A 14,440-nucleotide genomic window follows, 5' to 3' on the forward strand; every position below is an offset into this window, starting at 1 on the left:
TCGAAGGATCAGATCAGTAGCGGTTGATGGTGGGCGCCGAGCCCAGTTCCGCGCCGAACTTGCCGGCGGTGTCGTCCCAGGCCTTCTTCCAGCTGCCGTCAGAGACCGCCTTGTCCAGCGTGTCGTTGATGAAGCTGCGGAAGTCCGCGTCCTCCTTCTTCACCCCGATGCCGTACGGCTCCTTGGTGAAGTTGCTGCCGGCCAGCTTGAACGACGCCTCGTCCTTGGCGATGTAGCCGAGCAGGATCACGTTGTCCGTGGTGACGGCGTCGACCTGGCCGCTCTTGAGGGCGTCCCGGCACTTGTCGTACGTGTCGAAGGGCACCAGTTGGGTGGCGACGTCCTTGACGTACTTCTTGATCTCCTCGAACGGCGTCGAGCCGGTGACCGAGCAGACCTTCTTGGTGCCGTCCTTGAACGAGTCCGGACCGGTGATGGTGGTGTCGTCCTTCTTGACCATGATGTTCTGGCCGGCCTCGTAGTACGGGCCTGCGAAGGCGATCCGCTCCTTGCGCTTGTCGTTGATCGTGTAGGTCGCGGCGACCAGGTCGACCGTGCCGTTGACGATCACGTCCTCGCGGACCTTCGAGGGGGCCTCGACCCACTCGATCTTGTCCTCGGGGATGCCGAGTTCCTTGACGATGATCTTGGCGATCTCGACGTCGAAGCCCTCCGGCTTGCCGGAGAGGCCCTTCAGCCCGAAGCCGGGCTGGTCGAACTTGGTGCCGACCTTGATCTTCTGGGCCTTGTTCAGCTTCTCCATGGTGCTGCCGGCGGTGAAGGACTTGCTGCCAGCGCCGGTGCCCTCCCCGCCGTCGTCGCCACCACAGGCGGTGAGGCCGAGCGCCAGAGCGGCGACCGCGGCGACTGCCGCAACGCGCTTGATACGCATACTCTTCTCCTTCTTCAACGGAGCCCACCGAGTGCGGCGCGCTCCACTACGGACGCCTAGTGCGTGAGGATCTTGGAGAGGAAGTCTCGGGCCCGCTCGCTGCGCGGGTTCTCGAAGAACTCCGCCGGTGGGGCGTCCTCGACGAGTTGCCCGTCGGCCATGAAGATGACCCGGTTCGCCGCGTGCCGGGCGAAGCCCATCTCGTGGGTCACCACGACCATCGTCATGCCGTCGCTGGCCAGTGAGGTCATCACGTCGAGCACCTCGCCGACCATCTCCGGGTCCAGGGCGCTGGTCGGCTCGTCGAAGAGCATCGCCTTGGGCTGCATGGCCAGCGCCCGGGCGATCGCCGCCCGCTGCTGCTGACCGCCGGAGAGCTGGGCCGGGAACTTGTCCGCCTGGTTGGCGATGCCGACCCGGTCCAGCAGGGCCAGGCCGCGCTCGCGGGCGGCGGCCGGCTTCTCCTTACGGACCTTGATCGGGCCGAGGGTGACGTTCTCCAGGATGGTCTTGTGCGCGAAGAGGTTGAAGGACTGGAAGACCATGCCCACCTCACTGCGCAGCTTCGCGAGGGGCTTGCCCTCGGCCGGCAGCGGCTGACCGTCGAAGGTGATGGTGCCCGAGTTGATCGGTTCCAGTCGGTTGATCGTGCGGCACAGCGTCGACTTGCCGGAGCCGGACGGGCCGATCACCACGACCACCTCGCCTCGACCCACCGACAGTGAGACGTCGTCCAGCACGTGCAGCGGCCCGAACCACTTGTTGACCGCGTCCAGCACGATGAGCGGTTCGCCCGTCGTCACGTCGTCCACCGTCCCCTGTCGTCTCCCGGATCGGGGTCGGTTGACCCCTGGTGCGGCCACTGTAGGCGGCCTGATGTGGCAGAACGCAACCCGGCGGGTCACGGAGCGGTAACACCGGTCACGATCGTTCTCGGGCGTCCGATTTTGGTCACCGGATGGGTGGTCACGGTGGCGATCGTGGCGCCTTGTCGCGATCATGGGGGGATGACCGAACCAGTACGGTTGACCAAGTACGCCCGCGGCGGTGGCTGCGCCTGCAAGATCCCGCCGGGCGAGTTGGAGATCATGGTAGCCGGCCTCGGCCCGGCGACCGGCACCGCGGAGTTGCTGGTCGGGTTGGATCATGGCGACGACGCGGCGGTGGTACGCCTGGATGAGCGGACCGGCCTGGTCAGCACCGCCGACTTCTTCACGCCGGTGGTCGACGACGCGTACGACTGGGGTCGGATCGCCGCGGCCAACGCGCTCTCCGACGTGTACGCGATGGGCGGCACCCCGCTGGTGGCGCTCAACCTGCTCTGCTGGCCCCGCGACGTGCTCCCGCTCGAGTTGGCCCGTGAGGTGCTGCGCGGCGGCCAGGACGTAACGCGGGAGGCCGGCTGTCACCTGGCCGGCGGGCACAGCGTGGACGACGACGGCCCGAAGTACGGTCTCGCGGTCACCGGCACGGTCCGACCGGAGGAGCTGATCACCCTCGACGCCGGGCGGGCCGGGGTGCCGTTGTCGCTGACCAAGCCGCTCGGGGTGGGTGTGCTGAACACCCGGCACAAGGCGACCGGGGAGAACTTCCCGGAGGCGGTGGCCACGATGAGCGCGCTCAATCGGGACGCGGCCCGCGCGGCGGTCGCCGCCGGCATCCGGTGCGGCACCGACGTGACCGGGTTCGGGCTGCTCGGGCACGCCTCGAAGCTGGCCCGGGCCAGCCAGGTCACGGTGGCCATCGACACCGCCCGGGTGCCCTACCTGGCCGGCGCGCGCGAGGCGCTGCGCGACGGGTTCGTCAGCGGTGGCAGCCGGCGCAACCTGGACTGGGTGACCCAGTGGACCGATTTCGGCGCGGCGGACGAGGCGGAACGGCTGCTGCTGGCCGACGCGCAGACCTCCGGTGGCCTGTTGGTCGCCGGCGAGGTGCCCGGCGCTCCGGTGGTGGGCGAGCTGCTGCCCCGGGGGGAGCACCTGGTCGTTCTGCGCTGACCGGGGGCGGTTGACCCGCGGGAGGACACGCGGTGGCGGTGGTGCGGTTGGCGCACCATACCCGATAAACTGTCACCTTCCCGCTACTCCGAGCAACGCCGCTCAGGGAAATTTTGCCCGGAATGGTCACAGACCGGTAACTTGCCCCCGGCTGGGGTCAAATGCCCCCCACCATCGTGTGTAAGGCCCGATCCGGAGGCCGGTGGGGACGAACGCAGCGAGGAGGCGGAATGACCGAGCTGTGGAACTGGAGAATCGACGGGGCTCAACCCGTGGAGGTCTACCCGGCGCTGGCCGAGGCGCTTGGCCGGGTGGTGATGCCGTTGGCGGTGGCCGACCCGGCGCGGCTGCCGGCGTACGCGGTGGTGTGTGACGTCTGGCAGGCGCCGGGCGAGTTCGCGACGGTGGTGGACTGCTACGGGGTGCCCGAGCAGCTCTCCGAGCACGCGAGCATCGCCGCACTGGCCCGATTGCTGGGCCGCAACTGCCTGTTGCGCGACGACACGCTCGACGCGGGCCGGCACCTGCTCGTCGCCCCGGACGGCACGGTCCGTCCGGTGCACTTCGACGTGCGGGACACCGACGACGGTGAGGTGCTCAGCAGGCTGCGGCTCTGCTCGCTGGGCGACCCGGGTTGTCGGGGCTGGTCGCAGTGCCACCGCTCGCGCTGGGCGCCGGACACTGTCGCCCCGGCGCTCGCCGCGGCCTGACCCTCCCCAGGGTCAGGCCCGGCCGGGTGCCGGGCCGGTGGGCCGGCTCCTGGCGGCCGATCAACTGGCGGCGGTGGCCGACCGGTCGGTGGCGCCCGATCCGACACCCCGTACCACCAACTGGTCGAGCAGGGTGCGCGTCGCCTCGGCCACGGCGGCCACCGCGGCGTCGAACGCGGCGGCGTTGTGCGCGGCGGGCGTCCGGAAGCCAGAGATCTTCCGGACGTACTGCAACGCCGCCGCCTCGACGTCCGCGTCGGTCACCTGCGGGGTGAACGGCTCACGCAGCGTCTTGATGCTCCGGCACATGTCAGCTCCTCCTTGATCCACCGCGATCTGGTACTCGCCGTGCCGGCGATGGTACCGACGGTGACAATGGGTCGATATTTGTCTATCCTGGTCACGGACCAGAGCCTTTCGAGCCACAGCCGCCGCTCGCGCTCCCAGCGCCCCGGGCCCCCGGAGACTCATTGTGGACCATGCCCCCGCCCGCCCCTCCCGTCCCGACCTAGACGATCTCACGCGCAGCCTGCACACCCCGCTGGAACGGATCGCCGTCGAGCACGCCGATCTGATCGAGGCGGTGCGGAGGCGCGTCGTCACCAACGACTCCGTGCCGTCCGGCACCGTGGCCGTCGCCGCCTTCAACTCGTCCATCTGACCGATGGTCTGCCGGTGCGGTCCACCCGGAGTGGGCGGATCCTGCCGGCGGATCAGCCAGTTCGTGCTGAAGGTGCACAGCCGGTGCGACCTCAGCTGCGACCACTGCTACGTCTACCAGCACGCCGACCAGACCTGGCGTGGCCGTCCGGCGCGGATGCCGCCGGCCACGGTCCAGGCCGCCGCCCGGCGCATCGCCGAGCACGCCCGCGAGCACGAGTTGCCGATCGTGCACGTGGTGCTGCACGGGGGTGAGCCGCTGCTGCTCGGCGCCGCCGGGTTGCGGGAGGCGCTGGCCGAGCTGCGCACGGCGATCACCCCCTGGACACGGCTCGACCTGCGCATGCAGACCAACGGCGTGCTGCTCGACGAGGAGCTGTGCCGGCTGTTCGTCGAGTACGACGTGCGGGTCGGGGTGTCCTTCGACGGCGACCGGGCCGCCAACGACCGCCACCGGGTCTTCGCCCACGGCGGCAGCAGCCACGCCCACGTCCGGCGGGCGCTGGCCCTGCTCCGGCGGCCGGAACACCGCGCCAGCTACGCCGGCATTCTCTGCACCATCGACGTCCGCAATGATCCCGAGCAGGTGTACGAGGCGCTGCTGGCCGAGAACCCGCCCCGGGTCGACCTGTTGCTGCCCCACGCCACCTGGGACAACCCCCCGGAGCGCCCCGGCCCCGACCCCACCCCGTACGCGGACTGGCTCGGTCGGCTGCACCGGCGGTGGGTGGACGACGGTCGTCCGATGTCGATCCGGATGTTCGAGGCGCTGAGTCCGGGTGGCGGCGGCACCGAGGCGTTCGGCCTCGCCCCGGCCGATGTGCTGGTCATCGAGGCGGACGGCAGTTGGGAGCAGGTCGACTCGCTGAAGACCGCGTACCACGGCGCCGCCGGCACCGGGTTCGACGTGTTCGACCACTCGGTGGACGAGGTCGCGCGGCACCCCGGGGTCGCCGTCCGGCAGGACGGCGTGGACGGGCTCTGCGCGACCTGCCGATCCTGCCCGGTGGTCGACCGCTGCGGCGGCGGCCTCTACGCCCACCGCTGGCGTACCGGCTCCGGCTTCGACAACCCGTCGGTGTACTGCGCCGACCTGCTTCGCCTGATCGACACGGTGGACGCCTACCCGCCGCCCATCCCACCCGCGTCGGGCGAATGGTCCGCCACCTCGCCCGTCGACGAGCTGCTGGACGACCTGGCGACCGGGCACGGGTCGGCGTCGACGCTCGCGCTGCTCGCCGCCACCCAGCTCTCCATCACCCGGGCGCTGCTGGCGGCCGGCCGGGACCGGTCCGGCGCCACGGCCGCCTGGGAGCTGCTCGTGCACCTCGACCAGACGGCGCCCGAGGCGGTCCGGGCGGTCCTGGCGCACCCCTTCGTCCGGCCCGGGCTGGTGCATCGCCTCGACTCGTCGACCCCGCCCGGCCTGGGCGCGGCAGTCGACCCACTGCCGGCCCTCGCCATCGCCGCGGCCCTGCGGGCCGGCGTCCCGGCCGTGTTGCCCGTCCCGGTGCGGGCCGACACGATCACGTTGCCCACGCTCGGCAGCCTGCTGCTGCCCGGCCTGGGGGAGAGCGCCGAGGTGACCGTCCGGCCCGGCGAGTTCCGGGTCCGGGGTGGGTCGGTCGAGCAGACGGTGCTCCTCGATCCGCTGGCGCCGCCGTCGACCGGCTGGCTTCCGACCCGCGACGTGTCGGTGCCCGGTGGCCGGTTGCTTCTCGAGGACGGCGACCCGTACCGCGACTGCTACGGCCAGCCGGTGGAGTCCCGCCTGACGGTTGCGGCGGCGCGGGCGTTGGGCCGTACCGTGGCGGAAGCCTGGCGGGTCGTGCACCGGGACGTGCCGGCGCACGCGGCGGCGCTCGACGGCGGCCTACGTGCCATCGTGCCGTTGGCGCCCGACCCGGCGCGACCCCTGCGCAGCGCGACCGCCCGGCACGCGTTCGGCGCGGTCGCCGTGACGCCGCACCCCGACCCGGAGACGATGGCGGTGCTGCTCGTGCACGAGTGGCAGCACGCGAAGCTGGGTGCGGTGCTCGACCTGTACGACCTGGTCGAACCCGGGCAGGGCACCCGGATCCGGGTGCCCTGGCGCCCCGACCCGCGGCCGCCGGAGGGCGTGCTCCAGGGGGTGTACGCCCACCTCGCCGTCACCCAGGTCTGGCAGTCCCGGGCGGCCACCCACCCCGGGGACGCGTCGGCGCACGCGGCCCACTTCCTGGCGTGGACCCGGGACGGCGTCGACGCGCTGCTGGCCAGCCGGTCGCTCACCGCGGCGGGTGAGCGGTTCGTCGGCCAGCTGCGCCACGCCCTGGAGGAGACCCGTGTCGGGTCCAGATGAGCGCCCACCGCCCACCCTGGGCCGTCCCCGTCTCGCCGACGACCTGCGGGCGTTGGGCGTACGCCCGGGGGTGTGCCTGCTGGTGCACTGCGGCCTCCGTCGGGTGGGCCCGTTGGAGCACGGCCCGGCTACCCTCGCCGGCGCGCTGCGCGACGTCCTCGGCCCGGCCGGCACGCTGCTGGTGCCCACCCAGACCGACGGCAACTCGACCACCTCCCGGGCCCACCTGGCGGCGATCGCCGGGATGGACCGGGCACAGCGCGAGCGGTACGAGGCGGCGCTGCCGGGCTGGGATCGCCGGACCACCCCCTCCCAGCGGATGGGGGCGCTCGCCGAGTACGTCCGGTGCACCCCCGGCGCCGTGCGCAGCGACCATCCACAGACCTCGTTCGCCGCGCTCGGCCCTCGTGCCCGGCAGCTCACCGACGGCCATGACCTCACCTGCCACCTGGGGGAACGATCACCGGTCGGTGGTCTCTACGCGGCGGACGGACAGATCCTGCTGCTGGGCCTCGGCTACGAGGCGTGCAGCGCCCTGCACCTGGCCGAGTACCGGCTGCCGGTGCCGCCGCCCGAGCGCGACTACCACTGCTTCCGGCTGGTCGACGGGCGGCGGGTCCGCCTCGACTTCCGGGCTCTCGACCTGGACGACCGGGACTTCCCAAAGGTGGGTGCCGCGCTCGACGAGACGCCGTTGGTGCGTCGCGGTCGGGTGGGGCGGGCCAACGCCCGCCTGCTGCCGGCGCGAGCCGCTGTCGACTTCGCGACTGGTTGGTTCGCCACGAACCGGTTGGCGGCGCAACGTTGACGCGGGGACTACGCTGATGTTCCGGCCGCGTGGGGAGGGCGGAGGGGCAGCGGTGAGCACAGTGGACGCACCCTCCCAAGCACGCGCCCCGCTCTTCTTCATCAGCTACTCACGGGCGCCGGTCGGCCGGGCCACCGGCAAACCCGCCGAGTACGTCTCCCGTTTCTTCGAGGACCTCTCCGTCCACGTCAGTGAGCTGGTCGGCCCGGTGACCGGAGTGGACGCCGGCTTCCTGGACAGCTCCATCGCCGGCGGCGAACGCTGGAGCCCGGAGCTTCTCCAGGCCGCCGGCACCTGCCAGGTCTTCGTTCCGCTGGTGTCCAGCGCGTTGCTCGGCAGCGACTGGTGTGGCCGGGAGTGGGACGCGTTCTCCCGCCGACGGATCACCCCGCGACACAGCTCCGCCTCGGTCCACGAGACGGCGATCGTGCCGGTCACCTGGTCGCCGACGAACGGCACGGCACTGCCTCGGGTGCTCCGCGACATCCAGCGCTTCACCCCGACCGCGATGCCGGATCCCGACATCGCGGTGCACTACCAGCGGGACGGGGTCTACGGCTTGCTGACCATGCAGTGGGAGAACGCGTACCGGGCGGTGGTCTGGCGGCTCGCGCAACGGATCGTGGCCATCCACCGGTCGTACCTGGTCGAACCCTGGGTGCCGGCGAGCGTGGACGAGCTGTGCAACCGGTTCGCCGAGGAGTCGCAGTGAGCCCGCCGACGGACCGGCGTCGGCCGGGCGCGCGCGGGACGTACTTCTTCCTGAGCTACGCCCACTCGGCGCCGCCGCCGGGGGCCCGTGCCGACGCCGACGTCTGGGTCGGCCAGTTCTTCGCCGACCTGACCGACGAGGTGCGGCGTCAGGCGCGACCGGTCGCCGGGATGCGGATCGGCTTCTTCGACCAGCACATCCCGTTGGGCGCCGACTGGAAGGCCGCCCTCGCCGAGGCGCTCGGTGACGCCGAGGTCTTCGTCCCGCTCTACTCACCCGGGTACTTCAGTCGCCCGTGGGCGCTGGGGGAGCAGGAGTCCTTCCGGGCCCGGCTGGCCGCCGCCGGGCCGGCCCGGCTCACCGCCGGCCACCTCACGCCCGTGCTGTGGATCCCGTTCCCCCCGTGGGAGGCCCATCCAGAGCTGGACGGCGCCCTGGACCTGGGCCGGGACGTCCCGGAGTACGCCGCGGACGGCCTGCGCGCGTTCTGCATGCTGGCCTCCTACCGGGCCCAGTACGAGCTGCTGCTGAGCCGCCTGGCGAGCCGGATCGTGCACACCGCCGAGCGGCGACCGATGGGCCCGTCCCGGGCGCCCGGCCTGGACGAGGTGGTCCGTCCGGCGCCGACCGACCCGGACTTCGTCGTCGCCGTACTGGCCCCGACCCGGGACCGGCTGCCGACCGATCGTGACCCCGCCGGCTACGCCGCCAACGGCCGGCTCTGGCGGCCGTACGGGCGCAGTCAGCAGTTGCCCGCCGCCGAGTACGCGGCCAGCACCGCCGAGCGACTCGGGCTGTCGGCCCGTACCGAGGACTTCGCGCAGGCCTCCGCGCTGCTCGATCGGCGGCCGGCCGTGCTGTTGGTCGACCCGTGGATCGCGGCGGCGCCGGACGCGGCAGCGGTCCTCGCCCGCATGGTGCACGGCCTGCGGGAGTGGGTCGTTCCGCTGGTGGTCACCGACGACCACGACAGCCAGGACGCCACCCGCTGGGCCACCGAGGTGACCCAGCTGCTGCACGACGCCGGTCTGCCCCAGGTGAAGCGCGCGTGCAGCATGCCGGAGTTCGTCGACCTGATGCCGGCGCTGGTCACCGAGGCGCGCCGGCAGTTCCTCAAGTACGGCCCGGTCGTCCCCTTCGAACCACCGCCGGAGCCGGTGCCGAGGCTGCGCGACGGGCTGCCCGCCGCCGGCTCGGCCCCCTCCACCGACCCCGCGTCCCCGCCTGATGATCCGGCCCCACCGCGTCCCCACGGAGAAAATCGATGAACAACGATCGCGAAGGCCAGGTCGTCACCTTCTACTCGTTCAAGGGTGGAACGGGCCGGACGATGGCGCTGGCCAACGTGGCCTGGATCCTGGCGGCCAGCGGCCGGCGGGTGCTCGTCGCCGACTGGGACCTCGAGTCACCCGGTCTGCACCGCTTCTTCCACCCGTTCCTCGACGCCGAGGCGATCCAGGGCACCAGCGGCGTGATCGACATGATCCGCGACTACGAGTGGGAGACCACCCGGGTCGACGACCGGCCGGACCGCTGGATGGAGCAGTACGCCCGGGTCGGGCGGCACGCGTTCTCGCTGCGCTGGAACTTCCCCGACGGCGGCGGCCTCGACTTCCTCTCCGCCGGCCGGCAGAACAGCGACTACGCCGTCTCGGTGAGCGGCCTGGACTGGGACAACTTCTACAACCGGCTGGGCGGGGCGCAGTTCTTCGAGGCGCTGCGGGCGGACATGAAGCGCCAGTACGACTTCACCCTGATCGACAGCCGGACGGGGTTGAGCGACGTCGCCGACATCTGCACCCTGCACCTGCCGGACACCCTGGTCGACTGCTTCACCCTCAGCGACCAGGGCATCGACGGCGCGGCCCGGGTGGCGCACTCGGTACGAGACCGGTACCGGCGGCGCGACATCCGGGTGCTGCCGGTGCCGATGCGGGTCGACCAGGCCGAGAAGGAGCGGGCCGAGGCGGGTCGCCTGCTGGCCATGCGCCGGTTCGCCGGGTTGCCGGCCGGCATGACCGAGGCGGAACGGCGGCGTTACTGGGCCGCCGTGGAGGTCCCGTACCGGCCCTTCTACGCGTACGAGGAGACCCTGGCCACGTTCGGCGACCCGCCGGGCTCACCGACGTCGCTGCTGGCCGCGTTCGAGACGTTGACCGGGATCCTCACCGACGGCGCGGTGACCGCGCTGCCGCTGATGGACGAGTCGGTGCGGGAGCGGGGCAAGGCCCGGTTCCGCCGACGCACCGAGGCGATCGACGACCAGATCGTGCTCCGGTACGCGCCGGAGGACGCCATCTGGGCCGAGTGGCTGGAGCGGGTGCTCAGCTCGGCCGGGCTGCGGGTGGTGGAGCCCACGGCCGCCGTCGGGTCCGCCGGTACGCCGGCCCCGCGCACCCTGACCGTGGTCTCGCCGGCCTACGTGGCGACGCCGTCCGGTGGTCTGCCCGATCGGGACACCAGCACCGGCTCCACCGCCCTGGCCGTGTACGTCGCCGACCTGCGCCCACTGGCGGAGTTCCCGTCCCAGAGCTCCACCAACCTGGTCAACGTGAGCGCCGCGACCGCCGTGGAGCGGGTGTTGCGGCTGGTCGGCCGGCCGGTGCCGTCGTCGGCGGACGGGCCGGCGGGCGGCGCCACCCGTTATCCCGGCACCGAGCCGTTGATCTTCAACGCCCCCAACCGGAACGCCCGGTTCACCGGCCGGGAGGACGACCTCGCCCGGCTGCGCGCGCAGTTGCAGAGCGGCGGCAGCGCGGTGGTGCTGCCGGTCGCCCTGCAGGGCATGGGCGGCGTCGGTAAGACGCAGGTGGCCCTGGAGTACGTGCACCGGTTCAAGGCCGCGTACGACGTGGTTTGGTGGATCGTGGCGGACCCGCCGCAGTTCGTCGACACCGCCCTCGCCGACCTCGCCGGTCGCCTCGGCATCCTCGTCGGGCCGACCCTGCCCGACACGGTCCGGTCGGTGCTCCAGGTGCTCGGCCGTGGTGAGCCGTACGAGCGGTGGCTGGTCGTGCTCGACAACGCCGAGGAGCTCGACCAGATCGAGCCCTTCCTGCCGCAGGGCCCCGGGCACGTCCTGCTGACCTCCCGCAACCGCGCCTGGGGTGACCGGGCGAACCCGATCCAGGTGGACGTCTTCGACCGCACCGAGAGCGTGGCGCACCTCGCCCAGCGGGTGCCCACGATCAGCGCCGAGGAGGCCGACCGGGTGGCCGAGGCGCTCGGCGACCTGCCGATCGCGGTGGCCGCGGCGGGCGCCTGGCTCGCCGACACCGGCACGTCGGTCGCCGACTACCTGCGACAGATCGAGCGGCACGGCCCCAGCGCCCTCTCCGTGGAGGCAACCTGGGATCTGTCGCTCAACCGACTGCTCGAGCAGGCGCCGGCCGCGTACCGGCTGTTGCAGCTCTGCTCGGTGCTGGCCCCGGAGATCGCCCTCGAACTCATCTACAGCGACGAGATGGCGGCGGCCCTCGTGCCGTTCGACCCGTCGGTGTCGGAGCGGCTCGTGCGCGGCGCCCTGGTCCAGCAGATCAACCGCCTGGCGCTGCTCAAACTCGATGTCCAGGGCGGTCGGGTCCAGGTGCACCGGCTGTTGCAGGCGGTGGTCCGCGACCGGATGACCGACGACGAGATCACTGCCGCCCGACACCAGGTGCACCTGGTGCTGGCCGCCTCCCGGCCCCGTGGCGACGTGGACGACCCGACCACCTGGGCCCGGCTGCGCATGCTCTGGCCGCACCTGGAGGTCTCCGAGGCGCTGACCTGCCCGGACGAGTCGGTGTGTCAGCTGCTGATCGACCGGGTTCGCTATCTGTGGCAGCGCGGCGGTCTGGACCAGGCCGACACGTTCAGCCAGGAGGTGGACGACACCTGGAGCGCTCGGCTCGGCGACACGCGTGACGAGGCGGAGGCGTCGGCGCTGGGCCGACAGCTGCTGCACCTGCGGTTCAACCGGGCGAACATCCTGCGCAGCCTGGGCCGGTTCGACGAGGCCCGGGACCTGGACGAGGCGGTGCTGGCCGAGCAACGCCGGCTGCTGGGCCCGCTGCACCCGCACAGTCTGATGACCGCCGGCAGCCTCGGCGGTGACCTGCGGGCGCTCGGCCGCTACGCCGAGGCCCTGGAACGGGACCGGTCCACCTACGCCTCCTGGCTCCAGGTGTTCGGCGAGGACCATCCTCGGACGTTGAGCGCGGCCAACAACCTCGCCGTCTCGTACCGGCTGGTCGGCGACTACCGGTCGGCCCGCCGATGGGACGACGAGGTGCACCAGCGGCGGCGGCTGGTGCTCGGCCCCACGCATCCGTACACCCTCGTCTCCGCCGTGCGGCTCGGCAGCGACCTGCGGGAGGCTGGTGAGTACGAGAGGTCGGCCACCCTGCTGCGCACGGTGTACGAGACGTACTGCGAGGTGCTCGGGCCGGACGACGGCCAGAGTCTCGCCGCTCAGGTCAACCTGGCGGTGTCCCTGCGCAGCTCCGGTCGGGGCAGCGAGGCCGCGCCGATGTTCGAGACTGCCTACCGTGAGCTCGACGAACGCTTCGGGCCGGACAACCCGGACACGGTGGCGTGCCGGTCGAGCCGCGCGGCGAACCTGTTGGCCGTCGGCGACGCGGCTCGGGCGCTGACCGAGATGACCGCCGTGCGGCAGGCGTACGAGGAGCAGCTCCGGCTCGGCCCGGAGCACCCGCACACCCTGGCGACGGTGAGCAACATCTCGGCGGCGGAGCGCGCGCTCGGGCGCAGGTCGGACGCGCTCGCGTCGGCGGCCCGGGCGGTCGGCGAGTTGCGCAAGGTGCTCGGCCCCGACCACCCGCACACTCTCGCCGCGGAGGTCAACCAGGCGGTGTGCCTCGCCGAGGAGGGTGACTGGGACTCGGCGCGGGACCGGCTGCGGGAGACCGCCGGCCGGCTGGCCGCGGTGATCGGCGCCGACCACCCTGACACGCTGCGCTGCCTCGGCGATCTCGCCCTGGTGTCGAGGCGGGCCGGCGACGGCCCCGCCACCGAGGACGTCGGCGTGGTGGCGGACCGGTTGGCCGAGGTGATCGGTCTGGAGCATCCCACCGTGCAGACCCTGCGCGAGCGGCGGTTCGTGGTCCGGGTGATCGACCCACATACGATCTGACCGGGTCGACCGGCGGGTGGTCGGTGTCCGGGCCGGCCCGCCGGTCGGGCCGGACGCTCAGAGGTGCGGGCTGGTCGCCAGGTCCGGCGTGGCCAGCCAGGTGAGGGTCTGCGGCAGGATCTCTACCGCCCCGAAGTGCGCGGCGCCGGCCTGCACCTGCACCTCGGCGCGCGAGATCCGCGAGGCGAGCCAGTGGGAGTGCTCCACCGGGGAGAAGCGGTCCTGCTCGCCGTGCCAGAGCCGGACCTCCGCGCGGATGGCGCCCAGATCGAACCCCCAGCCGCGCCGGATCGCCAGCACGTCGTCGATCCAGCCCTCGGGGCCGTGTCGCAGCGCCTCGGAGTACATGTCGGTCAGCAGCCGGCGGATCGCGACGTCGTCGACGACCCGGATGTCCTCGTCGGGTAGTTGGGGGCGGAGGAAGTCCAGCAGCGTCATCGGGTCCCGGCGGGCCTCCTCGGCGCGAACCTTCAGGTTGAGCGTGAGCTCGGCCAGGTCCTCGTCGGCCTGTCCGTAGTCCTCCACGTTCGATTCCGCCATGCCCGCGTACCAGTCCAGATCGGGCGCGCCGGCCGGGGCGAGCCCCACCAGCACGGCGGCCCGGGTGACCCGGTCCGGCAGCAGCGCGGCGCAGGCCAGGGCATGTGGCCCGCCGCCGGATCGGCCCACCACCGAGAACCGGTCGATGCCGAGGGCGTCGGCGATCGCCGCCACGTCGGCCGCGGCGTCGGCCACCCGCCGACCCTCGTGCCGGTCGGAGTCGCCGTACCCGGGACGGTCGTAGCAGACGAGGTGCACGCCGAGGCGGTAGACGACGATGCCCCGGGGCCGGGGGCCGCTGCGGCTGCCCGGGGTGCCGTGCAGCAGGAAGACCGCCGGCCCGTCCGGCGCTCCCGAGGTCTCCACCGCGAGGTGCCGACCGTCCGGGGTCGTGACGGTGCGCTGTGTCGCATCTTGTCGCGTCACGGTTGGCCTCCCGCGGGTCGTCATGTGCTCCCCCGTGAACGGAGCCGCGCATCGTCGGCGCCGAGTGCAAAGCCCCCGAAATCGCCCAGAACACATTCTTGTTGTGCAGCGTACTGCCCGTCGTGGATGCCCGCCATGGGCCAGCGGGTCAATGCCGGTGGGTCGGGGCCCCGGAACGGGCCGCTACCCTGGTAGCCCGAGGGGAAGGGGCACCAAGAGG

The 14,440-nt window shown here is 72.4% G+C and carries 12 protein-coding genes; 8 read left to right on the forward strand and 4 right to left on the reverse strand.

Annotated features, from left to right (window positions below; translation table 11 throughout):
• Positions 1-13: 13 nt before the first annotated feature.
• Together AC5L30_RS15950 and AC5L30_RS15955 are read right to left on the reverse strand one after the other, a co-directional pair.
• Entirely contained in the window at positions 14-892 is an 879-nt protein-coding gene (locus tag AC5L30_RS15950) for a glutamate ABC transporter substrate-binding protein (RefSeq protein WP_494868092.1), read from the reverse strand.
• A gap of 56 nt (positions 893-948) precedes the next feature.
• On the reverse strand, positions 949-1,704 hold the full coding sequence (locus tag AC5L30_RS15955) for an amino acid ABC transporter ATP-binding protein (protein ID WP_282306947.1): 756 nt from the start codon (positions 1,702-1,704) through the stop codon (positions 949-951).
• Between the two features lie 195 nt (positions 1,705-1,899).
• Between AC5L30_RS15955 and selD the strand changes: the two genes are divergently transcribed.
• Positions 1,900-2,889 (forward strand): selenide, water dikinase SelD, encoded by a 990-nt coding sequence (gene selD / locus AC5L30_RS15960; RefSeq protein WP_494868095.1) that lies wholly within the window; start codon positions 1,900-1,902, stop codon positions 2,887-2,889.
• Between the two features lie 230 nt (positions 2,890-3,119).
• A complete protein-coding gene (locus tag AC5L30_RS15965) occupies positions 3,120-3,599 on the forward strand; it encodes a hypothetical protein (protein WP_494868096.1) in 480 nt (159 codons plus the stop codon).
• A 60-nt stretch (positions 3,600-3,659) separates the two neighbouring features.
• Here the strand turns inward: AC5L30_RS15965 and AC5L30_RS15970 are convergent, their stop codons facing one another.
• Complete coding sequence (locus AC5L30_RS15970; RefSeq protein ID WP_494868097.1) at positions 3,660-3,908, reverse strand: DUF2277 family protein; 249 nt, start codon at positions 3,906-3,908, stop codon at positions 3,660-3,662.
• Between the two features lie 163 nt (positions 3,909-4,071).
• Between AC5L30_RS15970 and AC5L30_RS15975 the strand changes: the two genes are divergently transcribed.
• From AC5L30_RS15975 to fxsT, 6 genes are read left to right on the forward strand one after another with little or no spacing between them, the layout of a single operon-like run.
• Positions 4,072-4,260: a hypothetical protein gene (locus tag AC5L30_RS15975; RefSeq protein WP_494868098.1), complete on the forward strand. Its 189-nt coding sequence runs from the start codon at positions 4,072-4,074 to the stop codon at positions 4,258-4,260.
• A gap of 30 nt (positions 4,261-4,290) precedes the next feature.
• Positions 4,291-6,600, forward strand: coding sequence for an FxsB family cyclophane-forming radical SAM/SPASM peptide maturase (locus tag AC5L30_RS15980; RefSeq protein WP_494868099.1), 2,310 nt, complete (start codon positions 4,291-4,293; stop codon positions 6,598-6,600).
• Positions 6,584-7,408 (forward strand): AAC(3) family N-acetyltransferase, encoded by an 825-nt coding sequence (locus AC5L30_RS15985; RefSeq protein WP_494868101.1) that lies wholly within the window; start codon positions 6,584-6,586, stop codon positions 7,406-7,408. The genes AC5L30_RS15980 and AC5L30_RS15985 overlap by 17 nt, the downstream gene beginning before the upstream one ends.
• A gap of 52 nt (positions 7,409-7,460) precedes the next feature.
• Positions 7,461-8,120: a TIR-like protein FxsC gene (locus AC5L30_RS15990; RefSeq protein WP_494868103.1), complete on the forward strand. Its 660-nt coding sequence runs from the start codon at positions 7,461-7,463 to the stop codon at positions 8,118-8,120.
• Positions 8,117-9,388, forward strand: a complete 1,272-nt coding sequence (locus AC5L30_RS15995; RefSeq protein ID WP_494868104.1) for a TIR-like protein FxsC — start codon at positions 8,117-8,119, stop codon at positions 9,386-9,388. Before AC5L30_RS15990 ends, AC5L30_RS15995 begins: the two co-directional genes overlap by 4 nt.
• The gene (gene fxsT, locus AC5L30_RS16000; RefSeq protein WP_494868106.1) at positions 9,385-13,254 is read left to right on the forward strand and encodes an FxSxx-COOH system tetratricopeptide repeat protein; all 3,870 of its coding nucleotides are present in this window, start codon (positions 9,385-9,387) and stop codon (positions 13,252-13,254) included. Before AC5L30_RS15995 ends, fxsT begins: the two co-directional genes overlap by 4 nt.
• Before the next feature lie 57 nt (positions 13,255-13,311).
• Here fxsT and AC5L30_RS16005 read toward each other — a convergent pair whose 3' ends face one another.
• Positions 13,312-14,220 carry an alpha/beta fold hydrolase gene (locus tag AC5L30_RS16005; protein WP_494868108.1) on the reverse strand — a complete coding sequence of 303 codons (909 nt, stop codon included), beginning with the start codon at positions 14,218-14,220 and terminating at the stop codon, positions 13,312-13,314.
• Between the last annotated feature and the right edge of the window lie 220 nt (positions 14,221-14,440).

Source organism: Micromonospora sp. BQ32 (assembly GCF_059358895.1).